The 18,246-nt window shown below is 40.4% G+C and carries 24 protein-coding genes, 1 tRNA gene and 2 pseudogenes; 19 read left to right on the forward strand and 8 right to left on the reverse strand.

Annotated features, from left to right (window positions below):
• The first annotated feature begins 229 nt into the window (after nucleotides 1–229).
• The 8 genes and pseudogenes from WDV75_RS14105 (at nucleotide 230) to WDV75_RS14140 (ending at nucleotide 4,389) form a co-directional block, all read left to right on the forward strand.
• Nucleotides 230–1,081: a phosphoadenosine phosphosulfate reductase family protein gene (locus tag WDV75_RS14105; protein WP_273572374.1), complete on the forward strand. Its 852-nt coding sequence runs from the start codon at nucleotides 230–232 to the stop codon at nucleotides 1,079–1,081.
• Nucleotides 1,082–1,139: 58 nt separating this feature from the next.
• A pseudogene (locus tag WDV75_RS14110) lies at nucleotides 1,140–1,595 on the forward strand (SAM-dependent methyltransferase); the annotation flags it as partial.
• Between the two features lie 98 nt (nucleotides 1,596–1,693).
• Entirely contained in the window at nucleotides 1,694–2,023 is a 330-nt protein-coding gene (locus tag WDV75_RS14115; protein WP_338860024.1) for a zinc-finger-containing protein, read from the forward strand.
• A complete protein-coding gene (locus WDV75_RS14120; protein WP_338860025.1) occupies nucleotides 2,023–2,583 on the forward strand; it encodes a hypothetical protein in 561 nt (186 codons plus the stop codon). Before WDV75_RS14115 ends, WDV75_RS14120 begins: the two co-directional genes overlap by 1 nt.
• Nucleotides 2,576–2,944: a hypothetical protein gene (locus WDV75_RS14125; protein ID WP_273572399.1), complete on the forward strand. Its 369-nt coding sequence runs from the start codon at nucleotides 2,576–2,578 to the stop codon at nucleotides 2,942–2,944. The genes WDV75_RS14120 and WDV75_RS14125 overlap by 8 nt, the downstream gene beginning before the upstream one ends.
• 107 nt (nucleotides 2,945–3,051) lie before the next feature.
• Nucleotides 3,052–3,270, forward strand: coding sequence for a hypothetical protein (locus tag WDV75_RS14130; RefSeq protein ID WP_273572400.1), 219 nt, complete (start codon nucleotides 3,052–3,054; stop codon nucleotides 3,268–3,270).
• A complete protein-coding gene (locus WDV75_RS14135) occupies nucleotides 3,267–3,908 on the forward strand; it encodes an MT-A70 family methyltransferase (RefSeq protein ID WP_338860026.1) in 642 nt (213 codons plus the stop codon). The genes WDV75_RS14130 and WDV75_RS14135 overlap by 4 nt, the downstream gene beginning before the upstream one ends.
• Nucleotides 3,909–4,200: 292 nt before the next feature.
• Nucleotides 4,201–4,389: a helix-turn-helix transcriptional regulator gene (locus tag WDV75_RS14140; RefSeq protein ID WP_273571936.1), complete on the forward strand. Its 189-nt coding sequence runs from the start codon at nucleotides 4,201–4,203 to the stop codon at nucleotides 4,387–4,389.
• Here the strand turns inward: WDV75_RS14140 and WDV75_RS14145 are convergent.
• Entirely contained in the window at nucleotides 4,367–5,542 is a 1,176-nt protein-coding gene (locus tag WDV75_RS14145) for a tyrosine-type recombinase/integrase (RefSeq protein WP_273571938.1), read from the reverse strand. The two genes, WDV75_RS14140 and WDV75_RS14145, sit on opposite strands and share 23 nt — an antisense overlap.
• A gap of 196 nt (nucleotides 5,543–5,738) precedes the next feature.
• Here WDV75_RS14145 and WDV75_RS14150 point away from each other — a divergent pair.
• The 9 genes from WDV75_RS14150 (at nucleotide 5,739) to WDV75_RS14190 (ending at nucleotide 10,750) form a co-directional block, all read left to right on the forward strand.
• Nucleotides 5,739–5,813 (forward strand) — tRNA-Arg (locus tag WDV75_RS14150).
• A 175-nt stretch (nucleotides 5,814–5,988) separates the two neighbouring features.
• Complete coding sequence (locus WDV75_RS14155; protein WP_273571939.1) at nucleotides 5,989–7,203, forward strand: tyrosine-type recombinase/integrase; 1,215 nt, start codon at nucleotides 5,989–5,991, stop codon at nucleotides 7,201–7,203.
• 144 nt (nucleotides 7,204–7,347) lie between these two features.
• A complete protein-coding gene (locus tag WDV75_RS14160) occupies nucleotides 7,348–7,662 on the forward strand; it encodes a hypothetical protein (RefSeq protein ID WP_273571940.1) in 315 nt (104 codons plus the stop codon).
• A 12-nt stretch (nucleotides 7,663–7,674) separates the two neighbouring features.
• Nucleotides 7,675–8,403, forward strand: a complete 729-nt coding sequence (locus tag WDV75_RS14165) for a hypothetical protein (RefSeq protein ID WP_273571941.1) — start codon at nucleotides 7,675–7,677, stop codon at nucleotides 8,401–8,403.
• A gap of 291 nt (nucleotides 8,404–8,694) precedes the next feature.
• Nucleotides 8,695–8,910, forward strand: a complete 216-nt coding sequence (locus tag WDV75_RS14170) for a helix-turn-helix transcriptional regulator (protein ID WP_273571943.1) — start codon at nucleotides 8,695–8,697, stop codon at nucleotides 8,908–8,910.
• The gene (locus tag WDV75_RS14175) at nucleotides 8,910–9,185 is read left to right on the forward strand and encodes a helix-turn-helix transcriptional regulator (RefSeq protein ID WP_273571945.1); all 276 of its coding nucleotides are present in this window, start codon (nucleotides 8,910–8,912) and stop codon (nucleotides 9,183–9,185) included. The genes WDV75_RS14170 and WDV75_RS14175 overlap by 1 nt, the downstream gene beginning before the upstream one ends.
• 18 nt (nucleotides 9,186–9,203) lie before the next feature.
• The gene (locus tag WDV75_RS14180; RefSeq protein WP_273571946.1) at nucleotides 9,204–10,001 is read left to right on the forward strand and encodes an antA/AntB antirepressor family protein; all 798 of its coding nucleotides are present in this window, start codon (nucleotides 9,204–9,206) and stop codon (nucleotides 9,999–10,001) included.
• Nucleotides 10,001–10,135, forward strand: coding sequence for a hypothetical protein (locus tag WDV75_RS14185; RefSeq protein WP_273571948.1), 135 nt, complete (start codon nucleotides 10,001–10,003; stop codon nucleotides 10,133–10,135). The genes WDV75_RS14180 and WDV75_RS14185 overlap by 1 nt, the downstream gene beginning before the upstream one ends.
• A gap of 237 nt (nucleotides 10,136–10,372) precedes the next feature.
• A complete protein-coding gene (locus WDV75_RS14190; RefSeq protein ID WP_273571950.1) occupies nucleotides 10,373–10,750 on the forward strand; it encodes an antiterminator Q family protein in 378 nt (125 codons plus the stop codon).
• 423 nt (nucleotides 10,751–11,173) lie between these two features.
• Here the strand turns inward: WDV75_RS14190 and WDV75_RS14195 are convergent, their stop codons facing one another.
• A complete protein-coding gene (locus tag WDV75_RS14195) occupies nucleotides 11,174–11,455 on the reverse strand; it encodes a HigA family addiction module antitoxin (RefSeq protein ID WP_273571952.1) in 282 nt (93 codons plus the stop codon).
• 10 nt (nucleotides 11,456–11,465) lie between these two features.
• Entirely contained in the window at nucleotides 11,466–11,747 is a 282-nt protein-coding gene (locus tag WDV75_RS14200) for a type II toxin-antitoxin system RelE/ParE family toxin (protein ID WP_273571954.1), read from the reverse strand.
• 221 nt (nucleotides 11,748–11,968) lie between these two features.
• Between WDV75_RS14200 and WDV75_RS14205 the strand changes: the two genes are divergently transcribed.
• Nucleotides 11,969–12,666 (forward strand): IS1 family transposase gene (locus tag WDV75_RS14205; protein ID WP_273571956.1). Its coding sequence is split into 2 segments (ribosomal slippage): nucleotides 11,969–12,218 and nucleotides 12,218–12,666, totalling 699 coding nucleotides; the frame shifts between segments, so codons are not numbered across the junction.
• Nucleotides 12,667–12,724: 58 nt separating this feature from the next.
• On the opposite strand, the gene WDV75_RS14210 is transcribed toward WDV75_RS14205, so the two are convergent.
• The 4 genes and pseudogenes from WDV75_RS14210 to WDV75_RS14225 all read right to left on the reverse strand — a co-directional run.
• On the reverse strand, nucleotides 12,725–13,663 hold the full coding sequence (locus WDV75_RS14210; protein ID WP_273571958.1) for a retron St85 family RNA-directed DNA polymerase: 939 nt from the start codon (nucleotides 13,661–13,663) through the stop codon (nucleotides 12,725–12,727).
• A gap of 540 nt (nucleotides 13,664–14,203) precedes the next feature.
• Nucleotides 14,204–14,644, reverse strand: a complete 441-nt coding sequence (locus WDV75_RS14215) for a retron St85 family effector protein (protein WP_273571959.1) — start codon at nucleotides 14,642–14,644, stop codon at nucleotides 14,204–14,206.
• A 719-nt stretch (nucleotides 14,645–15,363) separates the two neighbouring features.
• Nucleotides 15,364–15,576, reverse strand: coding sequence for an ogr/Delta-like zinc finger family protein (locus WDV75_RS14220; RefSeq protein WP_273571961.1), 213 nt, complete (start codon nucleotides 15,574–15,576; stop codon nucleotides 15,364–15,366).
• A 212-nt stretch (nucleotides 15,577–15,788) separates the two neighbouring features.
• A pseudogene (locus WDV75_RS14225) lies at nucleotides 15,789–16,373 on the reverse strand (alkaline-shock protein); the annotation flags it as partial.
• Nucleotides 16,374–16,476: 103 nt separating this feature from the next.
• Between WDV75_RS14225 and WDV75_RS14230 the strand changes: the two are divergent.
• Nucleotides 16,477–17,691 (forward strand): transposase, encoded by a 1,215-nt coding sequence (locus WDV75_RS14230; RefSeq protein ID WP_338861205.1) that lies wholly within the window; start codon nucleotides 16,477–16,479, stop codon nucleotides 17,689–17,691.
• A 195-nt stretch (nucleotides 17,692–17,886) separates the two neighbouring features.
• Here the strand turns inward: WDV75_RS14230 and WDV75_RS14235 are convergent, their stop codons facing one another.
• Nucleotides 17,887–18,018, reverse strand: coding sequence for a group II intron maturase-specific domain-containing protein (locus WDV75_RS14235; RefSeq protein WP_273571934.1), 132 nt, complete (start codon nucleotides 18,016–18,018; stop codon nucleotides 17,887–17,889).
• Between the last annotated feature and the right edge of the window lie 228 nt (nucleotides 18,019–18,246).

Consider the following 18,246-nt stretch of genomic DNA (forward strand, 5'->3'; position numbering starts at 1 on the left):
GGGGCCTCCAATGAATAATGAGAATGTATACCTCTACATCTATGAACCACCTGATACAAAGATGCCTACGCATCGAATCAATTTATGCGCATTTGATAAATGGTGCAGGATGAGTTCGGGCGAACAGTACGCCATGATGAAAAAAATCCGTGATGAGTATCCCAACCATACCAACTGCAAAATATTCGTTCATTAGCTGAATACGAATAAACCCACCTAGGATATAACAATGATCAATGTCGTCTCATTCTCTGGCGGCAGGACATCGGCATACCTCGTCTATCTGATGGAGCAGCGCCGCCAGCAAGGTGAGGATGTTCGCTATGTGTTTATGGATACTGGGGCGGAGCACCCATTAACCTACAGATTTGTCAGGGAAGTTGTGAAATTCTGGGATATTCCGTTAGTTGTTTTACAGGCTGATATTAATCCTCAGCTGGGCGCATCCAATGGCTACACTATCTGGGAACCGAGCGATATACAAACACGGATGCCGGTATTAAAACCGTTCACGGAAATGGTGAAAAAATACGGCACACCCTACATCGGGGGAGCATTCTGTACTGATCGCCTGAAACTCAGGCCATTTCGGGATTACTGCAATGACCATTTCGGACGCGGTAATTATCACACGTGGATTGGCATTCGAGCAGACGAGCCACGGAGATTAACCCGCAAAGAGGGCGTCAGCTATCTGGCAGATATCTGCGACTTTGACAAAACCGATATTTTAGATTGGTGGAAATCACAGCCGTTTGATTTATTAATACCGGAGTATTTGGGTAATTGCGTGTTTTGCATTAAAAAGAACGCCAAAAAAATTGGACTGGCCTGTCAGGATGAACCGGGATTGAAAATGCTGTTCGAACAAACCTGCATTACAGGAAAACATGTCCGAGATGGTCATAGAAAAACACCGCGTGAAATTATGTATCGCGGGAATCTATCATTAGACGGAATAGCCCGGATGTATTCAAATGCGGATTATCAAAACCTCTATCGGGAAATGGTTGCGGCTAAGCGTTTTGATACCGGTTCCTGCTCTGAATCCTGCGAAATATTTCAGTTAGATCTATTTTAACCCTATCACTACGCTGCTATGCGGCGGGAGGATTATTGTGTCACCAACCATATTGGATATGTGTTGCGGCAGCCGGATGTTTTGGTTCGACCGCAATAATCCCAATGTTATTTTTTGCGATATCCGGCGAGAGCGTCATATTTTATGCGATGGCAGGGAGTTGAATATTGAACCGGATATTATCTGTGATTTCCGCGCCCTGCCATTTACCAGTAATTCATTTCAGTTAGTTGTATTCGATCCGCCTCATCTGGAACGAGCAGGTGAAAACGGTTGGCAGCGGAAGAAATACGGCATATTGGATAAAAATAATTGGCGCGATGATTTAGCACAGGGATTCAGGGAGGCATTTAGAGTATTACGCCCAGCAGGAACACTGATTTTTAAATGGAATGAAACGCAAATCAAAACCAGTGAAATATTAGCGCTGGTATCTCAATCACCATTGTTTGGCCACCCGTCAGGAAAAAGGGCAAATACACATTGGGTGGCATTCATGAAGGAGAGTCCCTCATGCAATACACCCCATGGAACCCAAATCCAAAAGCAGTTCTCAGAGTTAACGACCCCTACCCCATTCCGACACACTGCCGATATTGTGGCAGGCACGTGATGATTGAGCGTCATCTGAATGTATTTAAACGTATCCATGACAACCGCTGGCCGTGGTTATACCACTGCTGGACATGTGGTGCGCGTGTCAGCATTCATCCGGAAACAGATATTCCAATGGGGTCATTGGCAGATAAACCGACACGGATAGCGCGTCTATCAGCCCATCAGCATTTCGATTATGTCAGAGAAAAATGGAATTTAGAGCGCACGGATGCGTACAGATGGTTAGCGAGAAAATTAGGTATCAGTTTCAATCAATACCACTTCGGCTGGTTTGATACTGATATGTGTGAACGGGCAGCGAATATATGCAGGGAGTTTAAATAATGACTGATTTTACATCACTGGCAGACGGCGGCGAATTATCCCGTGAAACATGGAATGATTTTGTTAATCGCCTCAAATATCAACATAAAGGGGCTGGCGTTGACCAGCATTTTACAACGAACCCATCATTCACAGTGAGAGAACGAGTTAAAGTTGTTGGCCTCGAAGATGATGAGATAGGCATATATTGCGATTGTTGGGAATATTACTCCATTGAGGCGGCATTAGATAGTTTTGAAGATACACAGAAAGAAAGAATATTTAAACACGCCCAAGAGGAATATTTATCTGATTGGTCAGAATTAGATGATCACGACAAAGCTGAATGCATAATATTTGTATTAGAGGATGCCTATGTTTTCCACTGGAAATATGACTACAGAACCGTAAACACGCATTTAACCCGTGAAGCTGCCGAAAAATTTATTCAGCGCAAGCAACATAACTACGAACAACTATCTGTTTATGTCGAATCTTTCTATTGGTGCTGGGAAATGCGCACACTAATTGATGGGATATTGACGGGTAAAATTAAATATACAGGTGATGATAATGACTAATTCAGATTTATGCAAAGAAGCGTTTGAGTTGGCGCGGGAAATGAAAAAACGTAGTGAATTAGCGTTGTTAGCATACGATAGTTTTATGAAATCAAACAGCGATGCTGATAGATTTAAATTCCAAGCAGCGATTGATTATCTTGATTTAATGAGAGCACCTAAGAAGTTAATCACACTTTGCGAAGCAGTAGAAAAGCTCGCTGAATATGAGATTATTATTAATGCGTACCATCAGGATGATGCGGACTGGCATAAATTGGCTGACATAAATGGTGCTATTATATGTGCATTAGTTGATGGAATTGTCAAGCTGCAATCGAAAGTATCTGAATATGAAAATATGGCGCCTGTGGCTATATAATTTAGCTGATGGTAAGGTTTATAAAAGCATTGATGATATAGGTGATAACAAAAGCATATTTGCAGTAAATCTATACCGCCACCCAAACAAATAACGAGAATATAGCCATGAAACAAGTTCAAGCAATGACGACTTTGGTCTTAATTGATGGAGTAACTTATCAATTAGTGTTACCAAAAAATATTATCGCGATTCAAGCCCAACAAGCATTAATGATGGTTAAAGAGTTTGGCGGTCTCATTATTCCATGTGATTTTGCAAATATTAACCCTATGGAGGCAGATGGATTGCCATTTAATATAAGTAACAGTAGGGATGGAGAATGAAATACAGCCTCATCGTAGCTGATCCCCCGTGGCAATATAATAACGCAGCCAGCAACGGAGCCGCCAATAACCACTACTCTACTACCGATTTTTATTCCCTCACCCGATTACCCATAGAACAAATAGCCGCTGAAAATTCCGTACTCTGCATGTGGTACACGGGGAACTTTGCATTGGAAGCTATTAAGCTGGCTGAGGCATGGGGATTTACAGTTAAGACCATGAAGCTGTTCACGTGGATAAAGCTGAATAAGTTAGCGATGGAACGTATCAATAAGGCTATTCGGGAAGAAAGGCTGTTCGATGCTCATGACTTTATGGAACTGCTCAACACCGAAACACGGATGAACGGCGGCAACTACACCCGCAGCAACACCGAGGATGTATTGATCGCCGTTCGTGGTAATGGACTGCCACGACAAAGCGCCAGCGTGAAACAGGTTATTTATTCGTGTCTGGGTGAACACTCGCAAAAGCCGCGAGAAGCTCACTACCGATTAGAGCAATTATACGGTGATGTACCACGCATTGAATTATTTGCCCGTGAGACAGTCGAGGGCTGGGATTTATGGGGTAATGAGTCACCCCAAAATAATATCGAATTTATTAGTGAGGTTAAATTCACCACCAATGACTAACAAATTCGAGAACGGAAAGAGTGTCGGTTGACTATTTAGCGTCAACCGTTTTGCAAATTAAATCGAATTTGTCAACCGAGCATCATGAATAACCAATCATTCGAGAACGGACGACGACAGGTGGCGAGGGAATGCCTGAACGAGTTAAACAATCTACCCAAATACGACGATGTCGCAGTCGCCGCAATTCTCGATAAATACACCCCCAAATTTAAACCACTCAACCACATGAAATTCAGCGCTAAATCAGTGCTGGCGTATTATGTGAGAGTTATTCGGAAGGAGATGAAAGATGGATAAAGATTTAATCTCAGAAAATGATGTTTTCGGTATGTTAGGAAAGAAAAGAACCGCTGTATATAGACTCAGAAAAAAATATGGATTCCCTGAGCCTGTTTTAAGTCATCCAGCAAGATATAGACTTTCGGCTGTGCGTCAATGGATCGATGAAGGCGGAGTCAACCGGAAGTCAGTTGTTTGACATGCCATAATATTTTATCTGCATATAATTCATACGCTTCTTTTTGTTCATCAATCCAATCGTGCTTATTGTATACAGCCATAACCCCACCTAATTCATGCCCCAGCATCTTTTCGGTGACATGGGGCGGAATTCCTTCACTTGATAAATTAGTCACTAATGAGCGTCTAAAATCATGTGTGCGCCATTCAGGTATATCGATAGATTTCCTTAACTTGTTCATATAGAGGTTTGCTGACGACCTATCTATAGCTTTATCCAATTCCTGTCCAGGAAACAAAATATTATTACCCATGCTTAAGAGTCGTTCTATATAAGGCGTAACCTGCTCAAATATAGGCCGTCTTATTACATTACCCATCTTTGAATGAACGACTGGAGTTGTCCAGATTAGGTCATCCATATTAAATTCACTGGCTGTGGCAAGCCGCAGCTCAGAAAGGCGAGATCCCCACAACAAAAGTAGCTGATGTAATACCTTATTAGAGGAAACTATTTTGTTATTTTCCAATGCCAACCAGACCTTAGCCAATTCCGTGTAAGTCAAAACTCTACTGCCTGTGTCTGGTTTCTTACCGATGTTCTTCACGCTGAGTTTCATCACCTCACATGATGGGATAAACTGCCTCCCTACGCACCAGTTAACAACTGATCGAATCTGAGTTAGAAGCACTCTGGCCTTTTTAGAATTTTCCTTTTCTTGCTTATCGAAAAACTTAACCCACGATGATACAGGTATACTAGCAATTGGTGTACACGAGAATTGTGTGTACATCGTGTTGTACACGACAGACTTATAAAGTATTTGAGTATTGGGCTTTAATGTTGACGCGTACTTATCCCACCAGTAGTCAAGACAATCTTTTAAGGTTGCCTCCCCCTCTGAACGAGAAAAATACGTTTTTGGATCAAGTCCTTTTGTGTACAATGAGCGCATTTCGCCTACTGCTATTCTTGCATCCTTAAGTGTCATCTCAGGATAACGACCAACAGTCAGGCGAATGGGTTTGCCATTCCAACGGTATCTGTGCTGAAATGTTATGGTTCCGTTTGGGGTGATCCTGACACTCAAGCCGTCACCATCGGTTAATTCAGGCCTGCCTTTGTAGGGTTTATTGTGAATGCCACGAAGTTTGGTGTCGCTCAATGCCATAGCTATTATAACCTGTACACAAGATGAAATGTGATTATGTACTCAATCTGTACACAATGGCAAGTGAACAAACCGACTACAACAGAAAACAAGCGGAAACAAAACGAAACAAACAAATGCAAAAAACTTGATTAAAACAGGCAGAAGGAGATAAGATAAGAACAGCTTGAAACAAAGCAAAACAGAGTGATAAAAAGTCCCCTTAGTTAAATGGATATAACGAGCCCCTCCTAAGGGCTAATTGCAGGTTCGATTCCTGCAGGGGACGCCAAACGAACCTCTCTCAACGTCTACTAAAGCCTCCAAACCCCATAAAAATCAAGCTATAGCGAGAAACTCTAATCTCTCGAAGTCTACAACCGTCTTCCTAAATCTCTACAATTTGTTGTATAGTTTTTTGTATAGAAATTCCCTATACATTTCTTCTATACAATATTGGGGGGGTTATGAAGCTGACAGACTTAGCAATCAAGCGAGCCAAACCAAAGGAAAAAGCCTATACATTGGCAGATGGCAACGGGCTATCTTTGTTAATTGATACCAATGGTTCTAAAGGCTGGCGATACCGTTATCAATTCGCGGGTAAAACTAAAATGATCTCGTTAGGTGTTTATCCGGTAGTAACGCTCACCGAGGCCAGAATCAAACGTGACGAAGCAAGGAAATTAGTTGCTAATGGGATTAATCCAAGTGAAGTAAGAAAAACTGAAAAGATATCCGCAGCAAACCTGATAGAAAATACCTTCGAAAACATAACTCGTGAATGGTATGAGAAACGTGTAGATAGGTGGTCAGCTTCTTATGCCAAAGAAATGATGGAAACATTTGAAAACGATGTTTTCCCCTATATAGGTAATAGACCTATCGCTGAAATTAAGCCAATGGAGCTTATATCTGTTTTATCACGAATGAATGATCGGGGGGCGACTGAGAAGCTCAGAAAAGTGCGTCAACGCTGTGGGGAAGTATGGCGATATGCAATAGTAACAGGAAGAGCTGAGTATAATCCCGCACCTGATTTAGTGTCTGCCTTTGCTCCACATAAAAAAGAACATTATTCATTTTTAACTGTTGATGAAATCCCTGAGTTCTATAAATCCTTAAATGCCTATACAGGAAGTTTTATTGTAAAAATGGGGATGCGATTACAAATGATAATTGGTGCTCGTCCCGGCGAATTGCGTAAAGCTGAATGGACAGAAATTGATTTTGATAAAGCTCAATGGGAAATACCTACTGCAAAAATGAAAATGCGCCGTCCTCATATTGTTCCATTATCAAGTCAGGCTATTGATATATTAGAACAAATAAAACCAATCACAGGACAAGGAAAATATGTTTTTCAGGGCAGGAATGATGCAAATAAGCCTATGAGTGAAATGGCATTAAATTTATTAATTAGGCGAATTGGCTACACAGGACAAGCAACGAGCCACGGATTCCGCCACACGATGAGTACTATCTTGCACGAACAAAATTACCCCTCTGAATGGATTGAAACCCAGCTTGCTCATGTGGATAAAAACAGCCTTCGTGGCACATATAACCATGCTCAATACTTGGATGGTCGCAGGGAGATGCTTCAATGGTATGCGGACTATATGGAAGCACTAGAACAAGGCGGAAATGTGGTGCATGGCAAGTTTAAGAAATATGCTTAACTGGATGAATAGACAGCGATAATTGACTTTAGTAGACTACCCAAGACATTAAAGATTAAAGCTATGTCTAGGCTGATCCCCGAAAACCCGTACACCTCTACGGACTGGCATAGCTTCTATTAAATGAGGGCATGAGGTGGCGTGATGAATAATGTGTTTTTAGCGGATCCGCTTAGTGAATTAAAAAGCAAAGCAAAAGATTTTATTTCTATAGAAGATACTCTAAATATTATTTGCGAGATGCTGGATTGCTCCTTAGTGACTGCCGCTGAGATTATCTTATTGAAATTACCAGATGATAGAGATTGGAATAATAGTCCAATTAATCCTCCTTTTTTTGGGGAAAAATTAGGAATAGCTACGTTTTCATACTGTGATAATAGACCTCTGATTCGAGAGTTACTAAAAAACATCATTGAAAATGATCCATTTAGCTTTGAAGACAGCATCCCTTTTTAGAGTGAGTTTATTATGACAGAGCATAAATTAGCTAGCGAATATAGGAAGTTTGGTTTTGTGAAATCCCAACTTGAGGATGTTTTAGGTTTCTCTCTAGGGGGAAAGCGTTCTTTGCCTGATTATCTTAAACCATATAAAACAAGAATAGGCATACAACTAGATGAAGCTGCAAATATTTTTGCTGGGTGTAGACCTAGTGAACATATAAATTCTGGTCCATTGGTTGATATTATCCGTGGTTATAGAGCCTCTCTTTGGGATGCATATGATAATGATATATTGTCAGGCAACAATATCATCATGGATTATAACTATAATGAAGAATATAGAGTCGATGTTACTTTAGTTAAAGACCAAGTTACTAAATGGGCTAGAGAGCATAACCTAGATTGGCCTTTTGAATTACCTGAAAGTGAAATAGATAATGAAAGTAGTTCAGTTGATTTACTCTCAAAAATTGAAAGTTTAGAATTAGAAAATAAATCTTTAAAAACAAAAATCAATGAATTAAAAGAAAATATACCGCTACTATTGTCTGCATATAGAGATGATGACCCATTATCAATAGCTATTAAATTAAGAAATGAAGTGTGGGTAGACTACAATGAAGATTCAAGATCAACAATACCAACCCAAGAGTGGGTGGTAGCAAAGCTCATAGATGAATATAAAGAGTTTGAAATGACAAAGGCTCAAGCTCAAGCAATTGAAAAGGTTGCTTGCCCTATTAAGCGTAAATAGGTGGATACGAATATCTACACTGTTCACGCTAAAGTAAAACAACCCTCAACCCTGAGGGTAAAAATGGCCTTTTACCCTTAACCATGATGGTAATGAGCCACTATTTACCCTCTACCCTCATAGTGTTTTGTACAATAAACAGCCGTATAAGGTACAACTCTCATAGTTAAATTTTCAAAAAAGCCATTAGGCCTAATGGCATGATCAAAAAGCATTTTTTCGTGTAAATATAACCCTGAATCTACGAACGTCTATCAAGGCGTATTACAAACTAGATAACAGGGGGGCAACATGCTAACAATCACAATACCTAAAGAAAATCTTATCCGCTTATCCGAAGTTCAACACAGAACGGGCTACGGTAAAGCATGGATCTACAAACTCATTGCAGATAATAGATTCCCCAAACAAGTTAAAATTGGCACTCGTTCAGTCGCTTTCATTGAGTCAGAAATTGATGACTGGATATCACAACGTATTGCTGAATCTCGTAGCGAGGTAATGTAATGACAAAATTTATATTACCCACCGATGAACAGCGGAAATATATTCTTTCCGCTTACAGCGAAAGTGAAAGACGAATAAGAGAAAGGGAACGAGAAAGAATACCCGGTATTTCTCGCAGCCATTGCCATAAATTAGAAAGATTAGGTTTATTTCCACCACGTTGTCATTTTGGGCGTAATTCCTGTGCGTGGCTATTAAGTGATGTGCTCTGGTGGGTACGTAATCCGCCAACAGTAGAAAACGTAAATAACCCCTATAGCCGAAAATCAAATTAATTAAGACAGGGTAAAACTATGACATCTAAAAATATGGCCTTAAATGGTCAGGGGCTCGCTCACACTGAAAACAGCCAAGAGCCTATTTTAGTTCAGTACAAAGAGAATCGAAAAAAGAATTATGCCGAAATGATCCCGTTAACAGCGGGAACCATTAACGGAAAGGCAGCAATGGTTACTGATGCCAGAAATCTGCACAAGTTTCTTGGCAATAAGGAACTGTTTGCTAGCTGGATAAAGCAGCGCATTGAGCAATACGGGTTTATTGAAAATGAGGACTACGAGACTTATTTGGAAAATTCCAAAAAAGGTCGTCCGAGAACTGAATACCGTATTAGCTCTGATATGGCGAAAGAGCTTTCTATGGTGGAACGCACCGAAGAAGGCAAAGAGGCTCGCCAGTACTTTATCGACTGTGAAAAACGTCTACGCCGCATTGCACCAGAAGAACACAAAGCCGCTCTGCTTAATTGGCGTAAAAATCGCGTCACTGCCTGTGAAGATCACAAAAGTATGGCAGATGCGATGAAGGGATACATGGAGCGCACCGGAGACAACCAAAAGGGTTTTGCTTACAGCAATGAATCACGATTCATTAATAAATTGGTGCTGGGTATAGATCCGGTCAGATGGGCTAAAAATAAGGGCATTAAATCTAAAGAAGTCAGAGATAACATGACTGTAGATCAGTTACAGCTACTGGCTTATTTGGAGTCGCGCAATTGTGCATTTCTTGATTTAGATACACCACCTGAGAAGCGAAAAGCGCAATTAACGGAACTGGCTCAACGTTGGTTATGTTCGCGGATACGTTAGTGAAAAATGGCATTCTCAGGAAGCCGGCCAGTGGCAGGAGCTTTCAGGGAAAGACACCGCGACTTAAGCACTTGGGGGGTATCCAGCAACGGGCTTATATCATGGTATTGGTGCCAGAACCCGACGACGAATAATTTCTCATGTGAGGGTTAAACCTATTGTCTCAGTTGTCTCATTTTTATTAACTATATGAATTTTAATTATATTTACTTTTAAATTGAGACAACATGAGACAACAAACAGAGGTTTTGAGACAACATCAAATGGGAAAATAAAAGGACAGTACAGCAGAGGCATTATGAAAAAATTACTTAACTTACACTGTCAGAAAGAAAGGGGTTTCATGGGAATGCTGGTGGGGGAGTGTGCAAATGCGTGATATGCGAATAATACTCAGTCAATGGGGTTCGTGGGCGAGTGACGGGAATAGTGACGTCGATTGGTCATCCATTGCAGCGGGGTTTAAAGGTCTGGTTCCCAGCACCCGAAAGAGCCATGCACAATGTTGTGATGATGACGGGATAGCGATTGATGCTGCTGTTCTGCGATTGAAGAAACATAATCCGTATTCCTACCAGTTGATCGTATTGCACTACATTAAGGCACTGCCATTAAGGGTAATGGGGAATAAATTAGGCATATCTCATAACGAAGTGGCTAAAAGATTACAGGCAGCTGAGGGATTTATTGAGGGCGTACTGGCAGTTTCAGGGGTTATTTTGGAATTTGATAAATGCGTACAAAAATAAGTCATTAATAGAGTTGCGTAATTACAAAAGTCAGTATATTGTGATAAGAGTGATAGCTATGTCACGTAGCTTATTGAATTCCAAGCCTCGCACTCGCGGGGCTTTTTTGCATCTACCAGTTGTCAACTCAGAGTTTACAACTCGATCGGGGTCAGGCAGCGCCCTACATCATAGTTAAATCAGTGTGTTAGGTGGGGTTTTAACCATTTTAAGCAACACCTCGGATCGGTATAAAGAACACTATAACATGCTATATAAATCATATGGTTAACCTGATTTTCAGCGAAAAAGAGATCACCCCCATGCAAGATGAATTCGATGGCTTTATCCAACTACCGAGGAATTTGCGGTAGTTCGAAATCCTGCACGTTCGGGATGTTTAGAGGAATGTTTCAATTCCCCCGAATTCGAGGGAATTACGATTTACAGGTGAGCGAATATCGGCTTGATTTCAGGGCGCTGCTGTTGGGAAGCCTGCCACAACTCATATTGGGACTGCATATTGGTCCACATTTCAGCGCTGGTTCCCAATGCCGCTTCTAAACGGAGTGCCATATCTGCTGATATACCCGTGTTACCATTTAAAATACGGGATAAAGCCACACGGGTTATACCCAGTGCTTTTGCTGCTTCGGTAACAGAGATATCGCCTAAATATTCACGCAAAACAATTCCGGGATGTGCAGGGTTGTACATTCTGTTCATAGTGCATTCCTCAGTGATAATCTTGATAATTAACCAAAATGACATCTTCGCCTTCAAAGCGAAATGTCAGCCGCCAGTTTCCATTAACAGAAATAGCCCAGTGACCTTTTAAATCAGCCCCCTTTAATGGATGTAATTTCCAACCGGGGGCGTTCATGTCATCGGGTTTTTTAGCGGTGTTCAACGCGGTTAATTGGATATTCAGTTTTACAGCGTGATTTGCTTGAATGCCGGCTGTAGAACCTGTTTTAAAGAATTTTTCCAAACCTTTATGCTTAAAACTTTTGATCATTGTGCATCACCGCCGTAAACCGTATAGTATCAGTATACATTAAATATGTGCAGTGTCAACCAAATTCGCCACCGTAATCACTCTCATAACCTCAGTATCCCTATTGCGGCTGGCATCCTATTAACTCACGTGAGGTGAATGATGGAAAAGCGTATTGAAGGGTCATGCTCCCAATGATTAGATCTTGTGATAAACTCCCTACTTTTTATTCTGGGTGAGATATGGCTAAAGTGGATGTGATTTGTCGTTACTGTCATAAAACAGACGAGGTTAAAGGGCATGGAAAAGGACGTACTGGACATCCTCGCTATCACTGCTATGCCTGTCGCAAAACCTTCCAACTGCACTATACCTATCAAGCCTGTCATCCCGGTATGAAAGAGCGAATTATTGATATGGCCATGAATAACGCCGGTGTTAGGGACACGGCTCGGGTTCTGAACGTCGGCATTAACACCGTCATTCGCACATTAAAAAGCTCACACCAAGACAAGTAACTACGCTGCCGCTTGCGAGCAGTGAGATTCATCTTGTTTGTGAAATAGACGAGCAGTGGTCCTTTGTCGGTAATAAGAAAAATCAACGCTGGCTCTGGTATGCCTGGGAGCTGAATAGGAAACGGGTAGTGGCACATGTGTTTGGGGATCGCAGCAGGAAAACGTTGAAAAAGCTGCTGGCTCTCTTGTCTCCTTTTACTATTCGGTTTTACTGTACAGATGATTATGCCGTTTACGATTGTCTGCCTAAAGAAAAATACCTCACGGGAAAGAAATTTACCCAACGTATTGAGAGAACAAATCTTACGCTTCGTATCCGGATAAAGAGGCTGAATAGAAAGACAATAGGTTATTCCAAATCCGAAGAGATGCATGACAAAGTGGTCGGTACGTTCATTGAGCGTGAATACTATCTTTCATAACAGATCTAACTATTGGGAGCATGACCAGAAATGTTAACTTTTTATGCCAAAATTATATTCATGAACAATTACCATACTTAGCTATTGAATCCATTACATCGTGTCCATATTTACAGGTCATGGATTCAAAAAATCTAGGCTCAATGAATTTTGCATACCCAAGTTCTCCTCTTAATTTCAAAATTTCAGATTCAGAAAGAACCCCTAAAGTATAATGATGAATTTTACTTCTGAGTAATCTTTTCTTTTCTCGCCCTAAAGATAATTTTTCATCGTTAGTAATTGTTACTCCCGTTACATGCCGATTGAATTTTTTTGATGAAAAAACCGTTTTTTTATGGTTTATTTTTATATCATTTAAATCAACAGAATTTAGAGTTTCTCTAACTATTTTAGGTACACTAAATAATACCCCATTTACATTAGAGCTAAAAGTTAAATCATCTGCATATCTAGAGTATTTAACCCCTAACTTTTGACATTTAATAGATATTTCACAATCAAAAAAGTACATGATAACATTGGATATCATTGGTGAAGATGGAGCACCAATGCTCAATCTTAACGGGCTATTTCTTCTTAATTTCCAGAAAAATAAATTCTCCATTACTAAAATATCTTTCTCACTTAATTCTCTCCCTGTATTTACTAAAAATCTTTTTAAGTGAATAGGCTTTATACTTAAAAAGAAATTTTTAAAATCCATTTTCAATATAAACTTATTATTACTATGTAATAGTGCATTTTTTCTTATATCTTTTCCATGCTGATAAGCAAAAGCATTTTCATGTATATAAAAATACTGTTCCATATGCTTCAATACAGCCTTCTGCAACGATTTAACCTGCCTTGCAGGCTGTGCAATTAATCTGTACTCCGTACTATTTCGTTTTTTAATATGGAACTTTTTATATCTTCTAGGGATCGTAGTGATGTAGCGCATCGCCTCATCTTCGGTTAGATAAAGGCCATTTGCTATAAATTGTAATAAATTCATATTACATTCCCTCTGATTATATTTATATATTTTAAAGCATTCTCTCTCTTTCTTGCAGTTTCATCAGACTTTTTTGCATCCATGCTTAAATAAGACTGTCTAATTGCTATTTTTATATTCATAGAGTCTTTTATTTTCCCTTTATTACTTAAGCCAAACTTAATCTTACTCTCTCTATGTCCAATAACATAATAATAATCTGTACGACTATATGAGATTGAAGAAATAAGTTTCATTTTAGTTAAAAGATAAAGTAATCTAGATATTAATTTTTGAGAAACATCTATATCAATGCAATATAACGCCCATTCAATTTCTGTTTTTTTATTGGCTCTGATAGTAAAATGATCTCATAAATTAAAATAGCTAAATGCCCTGTGTTTTTACTATTATATTTTTCTGTTTTTTTGACGTTTTTTAATCTAGCACTTACATCATCATAAATAAGCTCTATTTCGTCATATTTTAAACGAGTTTTATCTGGCCAAGGAAAAACTGAAACTGAATTTGGCTCTAAGCTTTTTAAATATTCTAAAGGCCCTAAATAAATGAAGATCTTGGTGTCATATTTTTATTCGGTGTTCCTTCAATTTCTTCAAGTGGAGCAACAACGTGTAATTTTTGAGCTAGATTTTTTCTATTAACAAATAGGCCTAATTCAACTAAAGAACCCGCACTTTCTAAGCATATAATGACTAAAGTCGAAATATTAGCTATATCATCCTCAAAGCTCATTAAATCAGAATAGGCTCCATCTTTAAAATAGTCTTTGAAATCCTCTGCCAAGACAAGAGAATCAAACAATTTTGGATTATGTTGGGCAACATGAGAGAAAAAATAATCTCTTACACTTATCGGGTTAGCATTAATTGGCCCACCACAAACAAAAATTATCGGTGGCATAAATTGAACAATAAAGTTTGAATAGCTCAAATCACCAAACTGTTCTTCTAATGAATTCATGTAAGCAGAATCACTCACATCAAGGAACCCCTCTTATATTAAAAAGGTGGCATATAGCCACCTTTTTTTCCTTCACCTAAAGGATGCGCTTTAGACTTTCAGACTGCTCCTGAATGTAACGCTAGTGAAATTCAGGATCTGGCTGAAAGTGCTGAAGCGCAACCCTAAATGTTCACAATAAGTTAGTGTCTGGCGAAACGCCCGACAAGGATAAAATCAGTTATCCCACGCGTAAAGGTTTGGTAAGAATAACAAAAAAAATGAAATGATCAATACATTAGTTTACCTATCTGGCGCTCAATAATATTTATAGCAACATAAAATAAAAAACCACGTAAAATGCACTACACCGCACCCGCCTGCACAATTTGGATCTAAAAATTATTTCAGTTTTAAAATTCTACAAAACATATCGCCAAGCCGCGCCAATACTAGGGAGTTACCGAAAATCTCAAACTGAAATGTGTGAAAAGATTTTCAGTAAATTTCAGTTTTCAGGTGGAGTGCGTTTAGTGAGTGATTATTTAATCTATTGAAATAAAATGATTTTTCTATTTTACGTGAGATTTTTACTTGAGCGTATGCACCACATAAAAACTGAAAAGCCAGTGTTTATGCGGGTTGCGGAGAATTGAAAAACTGAAATCGAATGAAATTTATTTTGCCAAATTACACTTAACGTTTAAGTGACTACTTCAAAAAATTACTGTGAGATAGCCACGTAAAATACAAATCAATCATAACGGCAAAATAGGCTGGTTGATGGCTTGCTTCAAATTACTTGGCTGTATCGTGTGTGAAAAAGTCAGAGTTAACATATAGGTATGACCACATTCAAAGTCATTACAGGAACAGTAAATATGAGGAGTGTTATCAACGCCCTCCATTTGAATTTCTCGAATTGTTGCCTGTTCACCACAAACAGGGCAATACACTTTCATTACTCGCATGGTTAATCACCTTTGCCTTAATGCCTTCCAGAATAAAGCCAATTAAATACATACCTTGCTATTTTAAAGGGTAACAGGTGTAACAACCGCTAAAGTGTTACACTTTGTTACCCATTTAAAAACAAAAGGTGTAACAGATAAACCCCTTTAAAATCATATCTGTAACCCTTGTTACACCTGTTACACTAAAAATATAAGATGGTCAGTTTTTATTAGAGAATATCCGCTGAACCAAGGACTTCACTGTTAAAGACATACACCCGTTTCACCCCTATTTCTGGTAGGCGTATACTGGTTTGGGCTTTACCATCTTTTCCCGTCTCAAGCCAGCCTTTCTCAATACACAAACGCACCACCTTTCTAACGTCAAAGCCTTTGCAAATTTCTTTCCATGCCATCGGTAGTACGTAAAATTGAATCGTTGGCTCTTGGTTACAAACCCCTTTTTCGACACGTCGAAAGCCCATCATGTTCATCGGGCGGCTGTTTTCGTCATACCAATCGGCAAAGCAGCTGAACTGATTACGTGAAATAAAATCGGTGATTTGTTCTAACGCGGTCATGTCTTCCTGATTAGCGGTATGACCACGCTCATTCATCCATGCATCTAAACAGGTCTTTGCTGCTGTAAAGGCTTCACCTTCTTTCCAGCCTGTAATCCCCGCTAACGTGGCAATTTCCCCCGCCATCGCCACAAGCGCAAAGCGCGTGATAGCTCGACCAACTTGATTCCCTGCATTTTCAGGCGTCAATTTAGCGGTGTACTCTTTTAATAACGCTTTAGCCGTACTAGAGATCCTGGATGAACAAGACTGGGGACCTTTCGAACGTCATTATGCTTCAACAGGCAGGGCTCCTTATTCTCCCCGCTCCATGATGGGGATCCTGCTTTATGGGATCATGAAAGGACAGCGTTCGCTCAGAGCACTTGAACGCTTGGCGCGTTTAGATTTGGGCTGTATTTGGGTCAGTCAGGGAATTACCCCTGATCATGCCAGTCTTGGACGTTTCATTTATCAGCATCAAACTGTCCTGACGGGGATGTTTTTTAAAGAGCTGACCTTATCTGTTTTGCGCCGCAGTCAATCCGGTATTTCGTGTCTGGCGGGTGACGGGACAGTGATTGAGGCCATGTGTTCTCATTATCATCTTTTGACTCAGGCAGCCATTTCCCGCGAAAAAAAGACCCTCAGTGCAGCGCCTGCCACGGGGCAGACAGAGAAACGTCTTCAGCAATTGGAACAGGGCACAGAAGTATTACGACGCCGGCAAGAAAACCGGGCAAAAAAGGGGAAAGATGGTAGCCAGTTACGTATTAATCCCACAGAGCCAGACGCTGTCGTCCAGAAACTCAAGCGGGGAAAGGGATTTTCAACAGCCTATAAACCGTCTGTTTTAGTCAACACAGGACGTATTATCGTCGCCCAAACCGTAGATCCATCCAGTGAGACACGGGTAATGGCGGATTTATTGGTGCAGAATTTCAATTTATCGGGATATCATCCGGACAAATTGTTGTTGGATGCCGGTTATTTCCATGACGCGGTGATGGCTGAGGCACAAAAATATCAGATCCCGCTGTTTTGCTCTGAAAATTCAACCCGGCAGAGCCCCCGAACAATCTACCCCAAATCGTTATTTATCTATGATGCTGGGAAAGACACTTATCTCTGCCCGGCCCATCATTCATTATCGTTGAAAAGCACCGTGGCCGCGTCAGAAAAAGCGCGAGGCTATCGGGTCTATGGCAGTGCCAATGGCACTCAATGCCGGCAAAAAACCCAATGTACACGGGCCAAAGGTGGAAGAAAAATAAAACGCTATCGGGAAGATGAAAAGCGGGATGAACTGCGTTTGCATATGGCTAACCCTGAGTCAAAACGGATATTGAGTCAACGAAAGCGCAGAGTAGAACCGGTATTTTCAGCTTTGCGGGGAATTCAGGGACTGGAGCGCTTTCGGCGTAGAGGATTATCAGCGGTAAAGCTGGAATTTACCCTGCATGCGATGGCCTATAACTTATCAAGAGCAGTGGCTCTGATATTATGGATAATTTTCAGCCTGTTATTGGTTCAAATAACAGGCACTGAAAAATGGGAGAGGATCTCAACTTAACGCGTTGCAAAAATGACCTCCCCCCTTTTACGACACCCTCGCATTGGGCGAGGGTTTACGGCGGATTTTGCTAATTTCGCGTGACTCCACCAAGCACAGCTCCACGAACAAACCGTTCGGCAGTGCCATATTCAAGGGGCTACAGGCTACAGCTTATTCGCCACTGTTTCCAGAGGATGCTGCGTAGCTTACGTCTTATATCGGCATCACCGACGGCCACTGGCTCTGGCTATAGTGGCTTTTCCAGCTCCTCAGATAGCGTTTTAGTCCTTGGATTAGCTGAGCGAGGCTTTTTCTTCCCGTATTGCGTCCCGTTAGTTCCCTTATCCGCGCTTTGAACTACATCAAAAGCTATGACACACAACAAAAAACCTCGCCGAAGCGAGGTAAAATGTCTGAAATTAAATAAACCTGTGATAACACTATGTCACTGTTTCTCACCATTCGAGAAAAGCCAATCAGCTATGTGACATAGCTATCACTCTCGTCACAATATATCGACTTCTGTAATTACGCAACCTGATTGATGACTTTTTTTTGTATGCATTTATCAAA

The sequence above is a fragment of the Xenorhabdus griffiniae genome (assembly GCF_037265215.1).
GTDB lineage: Bacteria > Pseudomonadota > Gammaproteobacteria > Enterobacterales > Enterobacteriaceae > Xenorhabdus > Xenorhabdus griffiniae.

Bases quoted from the DNA above. Each gene is read 5' to 3' on its own strand.
- WDV75_RS14105 (WP_273572374.1), top strand. From the start codon at position 230: ATGATCAATGTCGTCTCATTCTCTGGCGGCAGGACATCGGCATACCTC.
- WDV75_RS14115 (WP_338860024.1), top strand. From the start codon at position 1,694: ATGATTGAGCGTCATCTGAATGTATTTAAACGTATCCATGACAACCGC.
- WDV75_RS14120 (WP_338860025.1), top strand. From the start codon at position 2,023: ATGACTGATTTTACATCACTGGCAGACGGCGGCGAATTATCCCGTGAA.
- WDV75_RS14125 (WP_273572399.1), top strand. From the start codon at position 2,576: ATGACTAATTCAGATTTATGCAAAGAAGCGTTTGAGTTGGCGCGGGAA.
- WDV75_RS14130 (WP_273572400.1), top strand. From the start codon at position 3,052: ATGAAACAAGTTCAAGCAATGACGACTTTGGTCTTAATTGATGGAGTA.
- WDV75_RS14135 (WP_338860026.1), top strand. From the start codon at position 3,267: ATGAAATACAGCCTCATCGTAGCTGATCCCCCGTGGCAATATAATAAC.
- WDV75_RS14140 (WP_273571936.1), top strand. From the start codon at position 4,201: ATGGATAAAGATTTAATCTCAGAAAATGATGTTTTCGGTATGTTAGGA.
- WDV75_RS14145 (WP_273571938.1), bottom strand. From the start codon at position 5,542: ATGGCATTGAGCGACACCAAACTTCGTGGCATTCACAATAAACCCTAC.
- WDV75_RS14155 (WP_273571939.1), top strand. From the start codon at position 5,989: ATGAAGCTGACAGACTTAGCAATCAAGCGAGCCAAACCAAAGGAAAAA.
- WDV75_RS14160 (WP_273571940.1), top strand. From the start codon at position 7,348: ATGAATAATGTGTTTTTAGCGGATCCGCTTAGTGAATTAAAAAGCAAA.
- WDV75_RS14165 (WP_273571941.1), top strand. From the start codon at position 7,675: ATGACAGAGCATAAATTAGCTAGCGAATATAGGAAGTTTGGTTTTGTG.
- WDV75_RS14170 (WP_273571943.1), top strand. From the start codon at position 8,695: ATGCTAACAATCACAATACCTAAAGAAAATCTTATCCGCTTATCCGAA.
- WDV75_RS14175 (WP_273571945.1), top strand. From the start codon at position 8,910: ATGACAAAATTTATATTACCCACCGATGAACAGCGGAAATATATTCTT.
- WDV75_RS14180 (WP_273571946.1), top strand. From the start codon at position 9,204: ATGACATCTAAAAATATGGCCTTAAATGGTCAGGGGCTCGCTCACACT.
- WDV75_RS14190 (WP_273571950.1), top strand. From the start codon at position 10,373: ATGCGTGATATGCGAATAATACTCAGTCAATGGGGTTCGTGGGCGAGT.
- WDV75_RS14195 (WP_273571952.1), bottom strand. From the start codon at position 11,455: ATGAACAGAATGTACAACCCTGCACATCCCGGAATTGTTTTGCGTGAA.
- WDV75_RS14200 (WP_273571954.1), bottom strand. From the start codon at position 11,747: ATGATCAAAAGTTTTAAGCATAAAGGTTTGGAAAAATTCTTTAAAACA.
- WDV75_RS14210 (WP_273571958.1), bottom strand. From the start codon at position 13,663: ATGAATTTATTACAATTTATAGCAAATGGCCTTTATCTAACCGAAGAT.
- WDV75_RS14220 (WP_273571961.1), bottom strand. From the start codon at position 15,576: ATGCGAGTAATGAAAGTGTATTGCCCTGTTTGTGGTGAACAGGCAACA.
- WDV75_RS14230 (WP_338861205.1), top strand. From the start codon at position 16,477: ATGAAAGGACAGCGTTCGCTCAGAGCACTTGAACGCTTGGCGCGTTTA.